The following is a 13,805-nucleotide window of genomic DNA, read 5'->3' on the forward strand; positions in this document are numbered from 1 at the left end:
CTTTCCTTTATTGACTACTTCAACCAAACGATGGCAAAGCCCTTTCAATGGACATTCAAGGGTAAGTTACTGGCGTTCTAAACCATAGGCTTATTTATGCCGCCGAGTACTAGTAGGCTGCGGCCTAAGTTCGCAAACTATGTTTTTGTGTAGGGTGCTTCGCACCCTACACAAAAACATAGGTGATGGATTTCCACCTCAGCGTACTAGGATGCTGTGCTGCCCGCTTGGCAGGTGACACAGCACTTTGGGTGGCAACAAAATAAGGTTTATTTGTACGCTTCGTACCCACAAAATAATTTGTAAAATAAACCCTGGCTGATCAAAATTCCCAACTGAGAATTTCTGCAATCTGTTGGCAAATTTGAGCAGGATTGAAAGGTTTGGTGATAACGCCAGCAACTTCCATCTCAGCAAACTTTACTTGGTCATCCGGCAAGATTTTAGCCGTTAACAGTATTACCGGAATTGGCTTAATGTGAGAGTTTTCTTGAAGCAACTCGAAAAAACGGAAGCCGTCCATTTCAGGCATTGAAACATCGAGTAAAATTGCATCTATCCTTTCAGTATTAGCTCGCTTTAGACCTTCGGACCCGGATGCAGCAGTAATCGTCTCCCATCCGCCTAACTCACTCAGGCAAATTTGTACAACCTCTCGAATATCATCCTCGTCATCAATTATAAGAATTCGCTTAGTCATGCTCCCTCTCCTGCGCCACCATTATCTTATAGCGCTGAGAGTACCAGATTTGGACTGCGGGATGATTTTGAATAGGCTAATCTAAACATCAACCTTACAACTGAAGAGAGTGCTTTATTGACGCACAAGTCGATGCAAATAAAGCACTCTGTTTAACAATTAGTCTTTGATTGTGTGCAAGACAAACATAATCAGGAAGTTCAGAACCACTGACTTAGAAGTTGATACGTTAAGTCCAGTACAGGATGTGTGCTGTGGGGAAACGCCTTGCAATTTCTGTTTCGAAGAACGTTCGAAGCTCCTGCATGACGTCTTTCGTATAAACGTACTTCGTTCCCCCAAATTTATTGCGTTTTACATCCCGAGATGTTTCATCCAAATCTAATTTGCTATTGGGATACCACGATTGGAGAACATCCTTTGAGCCTGGAGTAAAGCGATGTGAAATCAGTTCAAATGTCAGATCGCACTCGAAATCCAGGGCATCCTCAGCGGCCTGCAAAAGCTGGCTATATTCCTCACGCCAATTCTCAATAGGCATAATGGGTGCAATGACAAGACCCACAGGATAGCCTCCCCCCCCTACTTCTCGGGGGAGAGCCAAACGACGAATCGCCTCAAGCCGTTGAGTTACAGTTGACGTACCGCCCTCCAGCTGCCGGGAAACGGAATGGGCATTAATGCTAAACCGGCAACGAGTATGCCCCTGGTGAGGAAGATCCAATAGGGGCGCAACGTTACTAAACTTTGTGACCCACCGCAATCGGGCTACCGATCGCTGTCCAAAGAAGCGAATACATTCTGATAAACTACCCGTTAAATGTTCAAGACTCAACGGGTCAGTATAACAACTCACCTCGTAGGTTGTTAGAGGTGCTTGCTCATACGCGGGTAAATTATCCAAAATATCAGGCAGATTAGCGTAGACTCGAATGACTGGTGGGCCTTGCAAGCTTCCTGCTAAATAACAGTATTGGCAGTGAGCCGGGCATCCCTGGGCCAGGTGAAACTGCCAGTCAGCTGATGGGGGAATGGGGGTCAGTTTGAACTGGCTGGGAGGTGCGACAACCACTGCCATAGTGCGCTTGGCAGTGCTGTAGGTTTCCCGCTCATTTTCACCTTTAATCCCAGTCAACCGATTCTGTTTCAGATATTCAATTGGCAAATTAAGGGCTTGCACCCGCTGCAAAATTTGCTGTCCCCAGGACTCATCCAAAGCCGCAGGGGTAAACAAAACTTGCTCTGGCATCCATAGCCGGGCTTGAGCTGTCGCTGGCGTATCAATAGGAAGGTTGGGTGCAGCCTTTACGTCGGGAGAAACCATAAGAATGAAGTGGCAGGGAGCAATGACAGGTCAAGATTAACCAGGCCAACCTGATTGAGTTGGCAAGCGTTGAATAAGCTGGTAAAAATGTTTGAGGGGCTGATGACCTAACGTTGATGAACTTCCCCTTAAAGCATGGAACACCTATGTGAGAATGAACTTTGCGTGCTGTAGTGAATGCAAAATTCAATTTGCGAACGTTCTCTTAGGGTTCCATCAGGAATTCGTGCGAGGAAGGTAGCAGTTAAGGAGAGAGGCTTGCTGACGCGCAAGTTTTGTCTAAGTGTCATGTTTAAAGGCTCTATCTCCTTGATTAGACGGAGCCTCGTGAGTGCTGTTAACCAGAGACTGGTCTCAAGAAAAAGAGACCTTTGAAATACTGTATCTGTATTTCAAAGGTTATGCGAAAAGGTTAATTTTGCGGGTGCATAGCACCCGCAAAATGCATCTTAGAGATCTGTGGAAGGCTCGCGGGAGGAAATCTCCAGCAGGCCGGGAGACGCGAAGAAGCCAAAGTATGTTGCGAGCGCTGCCGTTACACCATGCAGCCATACATCATGCCCAAAGATGGGAATCAAGCCAAACGTTGTGTTGGCATAGGGGATCAGACCCAGGATAGCCAGTAGTCCGTAAAGAACGGCCAGACCACGAGCATAGCTGCGGGAGCTATCCAGTGCGATCGCCGAACCAATACCGGCGATACCAACCAACAAGTGCACAACGTTATGCAATCCATTGATGGGGAAGATTCCCAACAGGTAACCGTACCCTGCGTCAGCTCCGATCCGGGTCGCCACCTCAGGTACGATGTCGGATGGCGCGACAAAGCCAGGAAGGAATCCCATTAAGCCAGCACTCAGGAAAAAGATCCCAGTGACCATTGCAAAAATTCGTCCTGCGTTCATATTAGCTCCTTACAAGATAATGATTAGTCCGTTTTACGTTTGGAGACCTGACTTAAAACTAGTTTCTTTACGAGTAGGATGCGTCTTGCTAAGGAAACAAGCGATCGCTCTACCCTTGGGCTAGCATCGCTACGCAGCAGGATGAAATCCGGTGATTTTCCATGCCTTAAGCACAAAACTCCAAATGCTGTACCATGCGGCTACATCTCAGTTTTAGGATTGCGACGGGCTTTGCCGCCGTAATCCCAAAACTGGGTTTTCAATCTGAAGACGTGAGACAAACCTGTGCCGCCCGCTCAGCGGACGGCACAGCATTTGGAGTTTTATGTTTAACGGACGTCCACCTACCTGGATTTTGTAGATGCAATATCAATGCTTTTAGGAATGGGACGCTACCATCATCGAATGTGGGTAGAATCCCATTCCCAAATTTGATTTAGCAACATCACCAAGTAGCACCCGGAAGACGGTTAAATTCTGTTGAAACCAACCTGACTTATTATGGTAGAGCCCTATGAAGACTTGCTTCAGGATTTATTGTTGAGAGCCAGCATTTCCGCTGGAACCACTATTGGTGCTAGTGCCGTTCGTCGTGGTTCCATTAGTGGTCGTACCGTTGGTGCTAGTGCCGTTGGTGGTGCCGTTTGTTGTGGTTCCATTAGTGGTCGTACCGTTGGTACTGGTGCCGTTAGTGGTAACCCCGTTTGTCGTGGTTCCATTAGTGGTCGTACCGTTCGTAGTACCATTGGTGGTCGTACCGTTCGTAGTAACCCCGTTTGTTGTGGTTCCATTGGTGGTCGTACCGTTTGTGGTAGTGCCACTTGTGGTACCGCCATTCGTAGTTCCGGTGTTATTTGGGGTAGTGTCGTCGAGCCGAGTATTTGAGGTGTCGATGTTGTTAGGCGGCGGCGATTGCGGTGTGGGAACGACAATATTCACATCTGGAATATTAGCATTTGGGCTTACTTGAGCCTGGGTCTGAACCTGGGGAACCGCTCGGTCCTGCTGTACAGGCACAACATTCTGGCTTTGGGTCTCAACTACTGCATCATTTTGGGCTTGTCGTGTCATGAAATACATGATCCCGCCAACCAAACCCGCCAGTAAGGCAGTGAACAGACCCAAAACTAGACCACTAGCAATATAATTGTCAGCTTCGGTTCTTAATTGTCTCTCTTGCCGGTTTAACGCCCGTTGTCGCTCGATGACTTGCACGGGTTGTTGTTCTTGGGCTTGAACAGCACGACCACGGACATAGCCATCTCGATAAATTACCTCTTCAGGAGTGACCTTTCGAGTGGGAACTGAACCTCGTGATGGTTCAGTTTGATTGTGTCTAGGGTTATATTCAGCCATAGTTTCTGACAAGATGGTATAAAACTCTATACCTTGATCATGTTAGAAACAAAAGTCCGGTGAGTTATCCACCTATGGGTTTGAATGTCTGTTTAATAGCGCTCCTTTAGGAAGAAAGCAAGTTTTTCTTCTTACAATTAAGAGCGGTTTAGACCATGCAATCTACAAAATGCATAGCGGCTCAACGGCCAATCGCAAAACATTAAGTCCCCTTTACTTATACGAACACTCCGACAGTTTTTCTAATACTTGTAATTCTATTTATTCAAAGTGAATATAGGGGCACAAATATCAGAAAAGTACTGAAGCGAGTGTTGCATAACATCGGGTTGAGCAGTTCTGTGTGAGCTATATCACGGAGCTCATACTAATTTGGTATAAATCCTGTCATCTTAATGCAGACTTTTTTGTAAAGGTGTTGATTGTAGAACTTTTTATCGAACCGATATTTGCATAAAAATTAGCCAGGAGCAGGAGACGGAAAACTACCACTCTTTATAATTCTCTCTGAAGAAGGTATCATCTAGAGTGAAAATATTTCTCGTCGCTAACAGATAACCTGACTCTCAATTTGGGAACCTTAGAATCTGAAAGTGAGTGTCTCAACAATTAACCTTCAGATCTGATGATGGCTATGAATCCGCCAGCCTTTTTCCAGCATTCTCAAAAGACTTTGCTGATCCTATCCATCGCTCTGATCTATTACATCACAGCTAAATTTGGACAATCTCTTGCTATTCCACCTGGATTCATAACCCCTGTCTACCCCCCTTCAGGCATTGCCCTCGCAGCCATGTTGCTCCTGGGTTATCGCGTCTGGTGGGGAATTTGGGTGGCTGCCCTGATAGCAGCAACATGGCCGTTGTGGGCAAACACAGGGGTTTTATCAATGGCGATCGCCTCTGGGGTCGGCATTGCCACGGGTTCCGTTCTACAGGCAGCCTGCGGCACATTTCTGATTAAGCGCTTTATTGGTCAGCAACACCTCTTTTCTAATACCCCTCGAGTTGCCAAATTTACAGGTCTTGAATTGTTGAGTTGCACGGTAAGCCCAACTTTTGGGGCTACAACGATGTATCTGTGCGGCTTCATTGATGGGAAAAACTATATTATTAGCTGGCTCACATTCTGGTTAGGCGATGCCATTGGAGTGCTGGTGATTGCTCCCCTTCTGTTGCTCTGGATCGAGCCATGGGTCAACCAGTCCCCGAATGCCCTGATCGCTTTACCGACGTCAGAAACAATCCAGGCTTCTAGGCGATCGCCCCGCTTTTCCCTGGAAGTAGCCCTATGGACAATTGCACTGCTAGCGGTGGGTGCTGTGGCCTTTGGCTTTGGCTATCCGGTGGAATACTTGCTGATTCCGCTCCTTTTATGGGCTGCTTTTCGCTCAGAACAACGGATTACAGCGATCGCCATTATCCTGGTCTCCGCATTGGCGATCGCTGGTACCATTCGAGGCACCAGTTCTTTTAATCGCAGTACCCTTAACGAATCCTTGCTGCTGTTGCAAACCTTTCTTGGCACCATTACCGTCACCACACTCATCCTCTCGGCTGTCATCATTGAGCGGGAACAGGCTAAAGCTCGGTTAGAACGGGTTAACGAGGAATTGGAGTCGAAGGTTGAGGAACGTACAGCGGCGTTGAAGCAATCGAAAGAAGCCGCAGAGGTCGCCAGCCGAGCCAAGAGCGAATTTCTGGCCAACATGAGCCACGAGTTGCGCACTCCCCTTAACGGAATTCTCGGTTACGCACAAATCCTCAATCGCTCTCAAAGCTGGGGCGACAAAGAACGAAAAGGTATCGACATCATTTATCAGTGCGGTTCTCACTTATTGACCTTGATTAATGACGTCTTAGATATTTCCAAAATTGAAGCTCAGCGGTTAGAGCTTGATCCTCACACCGTTCACCTCCCCGCTCTCCTGCAGGGAATTGCTGAAATTATTGGTATTCGTGCTGAGCAAAAAGGCATTCACTTTATCTATCTCCCAGATGCCAATCTACCGGAAGGCATCAACGTCGATGAAAAACGGCTACGGCAGGTGCTGATTAATCTGTTAGGCAACGCTGTCAAATTTACCGATCGCGGTAAAGTCATCTTTAAGGTTGAGCGTCTGCCGGCTCAAGCCATGAGCATGCTGGCAGACAAAAAACCTTCAGCCATTCGCCTTCGCTTTGAAGTTGCCGACACGGGCATCGGCATGCCCCCCGAGGCGATGGAAAAAATCTTTCAGCCCTTTGAACAAGTGAGCAACCCCAAACGCAACTCCGAAGGTACAGGGTTGGGATTGGCCATCAGCCAAACCATTGCTCACCTGATGGATAGCCACATTGAGGTGCGAAGCGAAACTGGGGTTGGTAGCACTTTCTTCTTTGAAGTCGAGTTGCCCACTGTGAACGAGTGGGGGCCAACCTCGACAACGGACACCGGAGAACACTTGGTCGGCTACGAAGGCAAGCGACGCACGTTGCTGGTGATCGACGACAAATGGGAAAACCGCTCCGTCATTGTCAACCTACTCGAACCGTTAGGGTTCAACCTGATAGAGGCCGAAGACGGGCAGGATGGGTTAAACAAGGCCATGCAGATGCAACCGCATCTCATCATTACTGATCTATTAATGCCCGTGATGGACGGCTATCAATTCCTCGCCCACATCCGACAATCGAAAACTCTCAAAGCCATACCTGTTATCGTCTCCTCAGCCTCTGTGTCCAGCATGGATCAACAGCAAAGTTTGGATGCCGGGGGTAATGATTTTCTTATTAAACCCGTTCAGGTCGACGAGTTATTCAAAATGCTGAGCACGTATTTGAATCTGACCTGGATTTATCAACCTAGCGCAACAAACCGCGAACCTGTATCGGTCCCACCCCTCAAGTCCCATAGCCAACCGATTTCATCTAATTCCTTTATACTCCCCTCGTCCCAAGAGCTGACGCAATTACTCCAATTGGCCCAGCAGGGGCGCTTAAGGAAATTGAGCGAGGTTGCTACAGCCCTACAGCAACAAAATCCGCACTATGCTCCCTTGGTGCAGCATTTACTAGAGCTGAGCAAAGGATTTCAGGTGGCAAAGTTAGAAGCGTTCATTCAGCAACTCCTTGATGAAATCACTGGTGCTTAAAGAGGTTGGTCATGAAAGAGACTCAGTTGATTTTGGTGGTTGATGACACGCCAGCCAATCTAGAAGTAGTGGCCGAGGCTCTGGGCGATGCTGGGTTTGAGGTGGCGATCGCTACTGACGGAGAACGCGCCATCCGACAGGCCACCATCAGTCAGCCAGATTTAATTTTGCTGGATGTCATGATGCCGGGTATTGATGGCTTTGAAACCTGTTGCCGACTGAAAACAGCCGCAGCGACCTGTGATATCCCAGTCATTTTTATGACTGCCCTGTCTGATCCAACCGACAAGGTGAAAGGCTTTAATCTAGGGGCGGTGGATTACGTCACCAAACCCTTCCAGGAAGCAGAACTGATTGCCCGAGTCACGACTCACCTCAAGCTTCGCCATTTGCATCAAACCTTGGAACACCAGGTTGAACAACGCACCGCTCAACTGAAAGCAGCTCTAAGTCAGGTGCAACAATCTCAGGTGCAACTGGTGCAGTCGGAAAAGATGGCCGTATTGGGGCAATTAGTCGCAGGTGTAGCTCATGAAATTAATAACCCGGTTAATTTTATTCATGGCAATCTGAACCATGTAGAGGACTATGCGAATGACCTATTGTCATTTATACAGCTATATCAAAAGCACAGTGCTAACACGGCTCCCGAACTGCAAGAAGCCGCCGATGCCCTGGAGTTAGAGTTTATTCAAGCGGATTTACCGAAGACGATCACGTCCATGAAAATTGGAACGCATCGCATCTGTGAGATTGTGCGATCGCTCCGCAATTTTTCTCGGCTAGATGAGGCCGACTGTAAAGCTGTAGATATTCATGAAGGCATCAATAGTACGCTGCTGATTCTGCAACACCGACTGAAGGGAAGATCGGAATGCCCTGAAGTGCAAGTGATTCGAGACTACGGTGAGTTACCCCTGGTGGAATGCCATGCCGGATCGCTAAATCAGGTATTTATGAATATTCTGGTGAACGCGCTGGATGCATTGGAAGAAGTAAGCATGAAGCGAACTTACCAGGAAAACCGAGTCAATCAGGGTCAGCTGACGATTCGAACTTCTACCTTGGGACGTCAGTGGGTGCAGATCGCGATCGCTGATAACGGTCCAGGAATTCCCCCTGACATTCAGCCCCGTATTTTTGACCCCTTCTTTACTACAAAACCTGTTGGCAAAGGTACAGGTATGGGAATGTCAATTAGCTATCAAATTATTACTGAAAAGCATCAGGGCAAGCTGGACTGCATTTCGGAACCAGGACAAGGCACTGAGTTTGTCATTCAAATTCCTATCCGCCAGCCATCGTAGCTGAACGAGCCTGACTCTTGTATGTACATCGTGTGGCACTCGAAAATGCCCTTAGCTCGAACTCGGGTTGATTACAGCGTTTTGCGCTTGAGTAGCCACGGTTGTTTTTGTGAGAGCCGCGCTCCGCGCGGCTCTCACAAAAACAACCAGATTTTAAGCGCTTGAAAAGCGCTGTAATTTGGAGCGGAATTTTGAAGTAGGCAACTGCAACCGGGAGCGGTTGATCCGGCTCATCACTCGGGTGATCAACTCGGGTTCAAAAACGGGCTTACGGATAAAGTCGTCTGCACCCGCTGCAAATACCTGTTGCAGTGACTCTGTATCTGTATGGGCCGTCACGACGAGAATAGGCAAATCTCCCCACTGTGGGTCTTGCCGCACCACATGGCACAGATCTATCCCGCTAAACGTGGGCATTTCCAGGTCAAGCAGTAGCAGATCGGGCTGGGTCGCCATTAATTGCTCCCAAAATTGCGCAGGGTCTTGCAAGGTTGTCACCTTCAGCCCCCAGGGTTGGAGGATCTTCTGCAACCCGACTAGCACAACAGGGTCATCATCAACGATCAGCACCTGCCCAGCGTCAGCCGTAGAGCGGATGAGGCTCTGGGCGATCGCCTCAAAAATTTGGGCCACAGATACTGTTGGTTTATGCAAATAGCGCTGAATTCCTAACCGCGATAACATGACCCGGCTATCGAGATCATTCTGCTCGGTCAGCACTAACAGGGGAATGGATGGAAACTGGGTGGTCAGGTTTGACAAAAACTGCTGATCAAGATGGGTAGCCAAATTGATCAGAATTAAATCGGGTGGGTTCTGGCTGAGGGAAAGATGGGGTTGGGCCATGACTGCTTCATCGGCTAGGGTGAAGTGGAGCCCCCAGGCGATCGCATTCTGTTGCAGTTCTTGCAGCAAGGCCATATCTCCACCCATGAGTAACACCTGGGATAGGGCCACCTCAGGCACAGGAGCGGATGGGGTAACTCGTTCAGCGGCAGCCACTGGTTGAGTAAGTGCCTGCTTCAACTCATGCATCCGCTGCGCCAGCTGGTGATAATCCTGGGGATCGAGGGTTGTCTGTCCCTGAAGTGAGTGTTCAATGTTGCGGGCTATTTCTGAACCTCGTGGGTAGCCAAGCATCCCCAGGCTACCCACGAGTTTGTGAGCCTCCTCAGCCATTTTCTGTAGCAATTGGGCATTTGCCTGCCCCTGCTGCAACAACTGCTCTAGCTGTTCCAGGGGGGCCACTCGTGCGAGAACTTTCCCCCGCAAATCGTCCAATACACGATTGACCGCTGCCATTTTTATGTCTAAGTTCTGGGAAGCGTGGCCAGAAAGCTCTTGCTCCTCATTGCCCTTGGCATCTTCTAAGAGGCTAGTTGGGTTATTGGTTGTGGCACTTTGAGGAGGGTTCTTGAGGCGATATCCCATGCCGTAAATGGTTTCCAGCAAATCCTCAACCATTCCGGCTGACTTCAACTTCTGTCGCAAGTTTTTGATCAGGTTCGTTACGGTAGCCTCGCCGGGAGAAGCTGTCAGCGACCAGAGGCGATCGATAATTGCGCTTCGGTTGAAGACCCGCTGAGGGTTATTGAGGAATAACTCAAGTAGGTTAAACTCTTTAGTGGTAAGAGTTATGGCATGTTCCTTATACAGCACTTCAGCGGAAACTGGGTTCAGTCTCAGGTGTCCCCACTCCAGTAAGGTAGGGGCAATGCCAGTATCACGACGGCGTAGCAGAGCCCGAATGCGGGCAAGGAGTTCCGCAGTCTTATAAGGTTTTGTCACATAATCATCAGCACCCGCATCCAGGCCAGCTACCAGGTCAGTCGTTGAATCTTTGGCAGTCAGCAATAAGATAGGCTTTTCGTAGCCCTTCGAACGAATTTGGCGGCAGAAGCGAATGCCATCTAGCCTAGGAATACAGACGTCCAGGAGAATTAAGTCATAGCTAAAGGAAGTGGCGAGTTCCATTGCCGCCAAGCCGTCGGAAGCTAGATCGACAGTGTACCCATGGCTGACTAATGTTTTTACCAACAAGTTAGCCGTTGGTTCATCATCTTCTACTAATAAAATTTTCATTTTACCTGCCGCTCTATAGATTTCTTTAAAGCTTCCCTATTCAACATCGTTTAATTTTCTCTTAAAAGCGTTGGTTTCTCAGATACGTATATGCAAGGCATCAGTTTTCTCCTGAGCTTGCCAACTGTCTTCTAAAATAAACTTCCTGGATTCCCTCAGCAAGACTTTAAGAATTGTAGCCAAGATTCTAGGGCCTGTTCTAAAAGTTGTTTTTTCGTGTACGAAATCTTCTCCACCTTCAAACATAGGTTGATTTCTGTCGTTTACTAGTAGGCTGCGGCCTAAGTTCGCAACCTATGTTTTATGTGGGGTGCGAAGCACCCCACATAAAACATAGGTGATGGATTTCTGCCTCAGCGTACTAGTTAATTAAAACTTGTGCATCCAGGAGGTAGCTTCTGCTTCAATCCTATGGGTGTGGTGAAAGAAACACTTTGTGTCCCTTTCACCACACCCACACCTTTACAACCGCTAGCTTTAGGACGTCTATCCCATTAGCTAAGTTGGCGACGAAATTGACGGACGCTTAAGCCTGTAAGGGCGATCGCAAACACACACAATATCAACACCTGCGACCATAGTGCTCCCAATCCTACACCTTTCAAAAGGATGCCTCGACATACTTCGATGTAATAGCGCATGGGGTCGAGATAGGTCAGCCATTGAAAGAAAGTGGGCATGGCAGCGATCGGTGTATTAGCGCCGGAGAGTAATACGAGGGGAGGATTGATAAAAAAGGTTGTGAGTTGAGCCTGTTGTTCACTTTTGGCATAAGTAGCAATCATAATGCCGATACTAATGCCAACGAAGAAATACAACACCGAGATGGCAATGAAGAGGAAAAAACTACCTCGGAATGGCATGCCAAAAATAATGCGACCAATCAAAACGGCAATCATTGCATCACACGTTAATAGCACGAGCAACGGTGCAATTTTCGCCATGATGATTTCGGTGTTAGATGCAGGCGTCATCATCAACTGTTCGATGGTGCCTGCTTCCTTTTCACTGACGACGCGGGAGGCAGCGGCCTGAGAGCCCAACACAGTCATGAGAATGCCGATGGTTCCGGGTACGATAAACCAGGAGGCTTGTAAGCCAGGGTTGTAGAATACGGTGGTATGTACTGTTACTCGCCGCTGAGAGGATGGAACCCTGGAATTTGAAATTGATCCAATTGTTTGCTGCGTACCTGATGTCGTATTACTTGCGTCCGATGAATCACTGGCACCTGTTGAGTTATCGGGCTGCATAGATAGAGTGGCACCACTCCCTCGTTGTTGGGTGGCTAGTTGCAAGCGATCGCGGTTGTAAGCATTCATCAACTGATTCAAGTATCCTGACGCCACATTTGCCGTGTTTGCATCAACCGCATCGAAAATTGCCTGCACTTCAGCTGTGCGCCCCTGGCTCAAATTCCGTTCAAAGTCGGGCGGGATGGTGACAGCAACCGTGAGGTTTCCCCTTGCCAAATCCTCCAACATGTCGGCTTGACGGGCGTAGTAGTGATCGATGACAAACGCATCGGTTTGGCCGAACACCTCGATCAGCTCACGGGAAGCACGGCTCTGGCTATAGTCGGTGATGCCCACCCGCAAGTTCTCAAAGGTGGGATTCAAGGCCAACCCGAACAGAATCAGGAATACGGTTGGGGGTACCAGGAGTTGAATCAGCAGTTGCCGATTGTGGCGAATTTGATTGACTTCTTTACGGAAGAGCGTCCAGAAGCGGCTTTCTAAAAAAGTATTGAGGCGATCGCGCATAGCCATTTAAGACCCCACCTGCATATTACGAACTCGTCGCCAGGCCAATAGAAATGTCAGACTTGTCAGTAGCAGAAGAGCCATCACGGCTCCCCATACACTCAGCCACCCGACGCCTCGCGTAAAGGCGTCGCGAGTCAAGATAATGTAGTGCCGTGCCGGAACAACATTGGATAACCACCGCAACGCCACTGGAATATTCGATACTGGGTAGATGTAGCCAGAGAACTGTAGTGATAGCAGAAACACTGTAAAAGAGACGGCCTGAATTACAGCACTTTGTTTGGAAATTCCTGCTCCCAAAAAAATCCCCCAAAATACTCCACAAGCGATATAGAGCATGGAACCCAAAATCACAGGAGTGGGGTCTCCGGCAAACCAGAGGCCCATGGTCACCCAGGCTTCCACGTTGACGAGCAACACCTCTGCCATGCCAACCAGCCAGAAGGCCAGGGCTTTTCCCAACAGATATTCCATCCCCGTCAGGCTGGAGGCATAGACCTGCAAAATGGTGCCCTGCTCCTGTTCTCGGGCCATAGCCAGACCTGCCAGAAGTGCAGGAAATAGGGTAACCGTAATGGCGATCGCCCCTGGCCCAATGTATTGCAATGTATTTAACCCTGGGTTAAACCAGAGCCGCGTCTGCACCTCCACAGCGGGAGCGGATTGGTTGGGATTGAGGGACTGCACAAATGCGTTCGTCGTCGCCTGCACATAGCCCCGAGAGGTATTTGCCGTATTGGCATCGGTGCCATCAATGAGAATCTGCACGTCAGCCTCACGACCCCGCCGTTGCAGGTCACGCGAGAAATCGGGTGGGATGACGAGCCCGGCAGCAATGCTGCCCCGGTTGAGCAATGCTGGAAGATTGACAACTGGCCCCTGAGCAACAATTTGAAACTTTTGAGTACGCTCAAACGTAGCAATATATTCTCGGCTAAAGCGCGTATTATCCAAATCTTGAATGGCAATGTTGAGGGCATTCACATCCAACGACGTAGAAAAGCCAAACAGCAGCAGCAACGCTAAAGGTAACCCCAACGCCAAAACCAGCGTCAGGCGATCGCGCCCCAACTGCGACAGTTCCTTAATCACCTGTGCCACAATTCGTTTAACCCGGACTGTAGAACGAACTACCATCACCAACCCTCCCAATTATTGGCTGGAGTCTGTTTTGGTTGTTTTTTCGGGCGCTTCGCGCCCGAAAAAACAACCAAAACAGACCCTATACGGCC

9 protein-coding genes are annotated in these 13,805 nt (G+C 48.7%); 2 read left to right on the forward strand and 7 right to left on the reverse strand.

Annotation, left to right across the window (positions count from 1 at the left end):
- Positions 1–322 precede the first annotated feature (322 nt).
- From H6F91_RS00150 to H6F91_RS00165, 4 genes are all read right to left on the reverse strand, one after another.
- Positions 323–700 (reverse strand): response regulator, encoded by a 378-nt coding sequence (locus H6F91_RS00150; RefSeq protein ID WP_190774948.1) that lies wholly within the window; start codon positions 698–700, stop codon positions 323–325.
- Between the two features lie 229 nt (positions 701–929).
- Complete coding sequence (locus H6F91_RS00155; RefSeq protein ID WP_190774954.1) at positions 930–1,949, reverse strand: spore photoproduct lyase family protein; 1,020 nt, start codon at positions 1,947–1,949, stop codon at positions 930–932.
- 524 nt (positions 1,950–2,473) lie between these two features.
- Positions 2,474–2,929: a DUF4383 domain-containing protein gene (locus tag H6F91_RS00160; RefSeq protein ID WP_190774947.1), complete on the reverse strand. Its 456-nt coding sequence runs from the start codon at positions 2,927–2,929 to the stop codon at positions 2,474–2,476.
- 534 nt (positions 2,930–3,463) lie between these two features.
- The gene (locus tag H6F91_RS00165; protein ID WP_190774946.1) at positions 3,464–4,285 is read right to left on the reverse strand and encodes a hypothetical protein; all 822 of its coding nucleotides are present in this window, start codon (positions 4,283–4,285) and stop codon (positions 3,464–3,466) included.
- 634 nt (positions 4,286–4,919) lie between these two features.
- On the opposite strand from H6F91_RS00165, the gene H6F91_RS00170 reads away from it, so the two are divergent.
- Together H6F91_RS00170 and H6F91_RS00175 are read left to right on the forward strand one after the other, a co-directional pair.
- Positions 4,920–7,418 carry an MASE1 domain-containing protein gene (locus H6F91_RS00170; protein ID WP_206754879.1) on the forward strand — a complete coding sequence of 833 codons (2,499 nt, stop codon included), beginning with the start codon at positions 4,920–4,922 and terminating at the stop codon, positions 7,416–7,418.
- A gap of 11 nt (positions 7,419–7,429) precedes the next feature.
- A complete protein-coding gene (locus H6F91_RS00175; protein WP_190774945.1) occupies positions 7,430–8,725 on the forward strand; it encodes a response regulator in 1,296 nt (431 codons plus the stop codon).
- A 153-nt stretch (positions 8,726–8,878) separates the two neighbouring features.
- On the opposite strand, the gene H6F91_RS00180 is transcribed toward H6F91_RS00175, so the two are convergent.
- From H6F91_RS00180 to H6F91_RS00190, 3 genes are all read right to left on the reverse strand, one after another.
- Entirely contained in the window at positions 8,879–10,807 is a 1,929-nt protein-coding gene (locus tag H6F91_RS00180) for a response regulator (RefSeq protein WP_190774944.1), read from the reverse strand.
- A gap of 494 nt (positions 10,808–11,301) precedes the next feature.
- Positions 11,302–12,576, reverse strand: a complete 1,275-nt coding sequence (locus H6F91_RS00185) for an ABC transporter permease (RefSeq protein WP_199307557.1) — start codon at positions 12,574–12,576, stop codon at positions 11,302–11,304.
- The gene (locus H6F91_RS00190; RefSeq protein WP_190774943.1) at positions 12,577–13,710 is read right to left on the reverse strand and encodes an ABC transporter permease; all 1,134 of its coding nucleotides are present in this window, start codon (positions 13,708–13,710) and stop codon (positions 12,577–12,579) included.
- Between the last annotated feature and the right edge of the window lie 95 nt (positions 13,711–13,805).

It is taken from the genome of Leptolyngbya sp. FACHB-8, from assembly GCF_014695575.1.
Taxonomy (GTDB): Bacteria; Cyanobacteriota; Cyanobacteriia; order Elainellales; family Elainellaceae; genus Vacuolonema.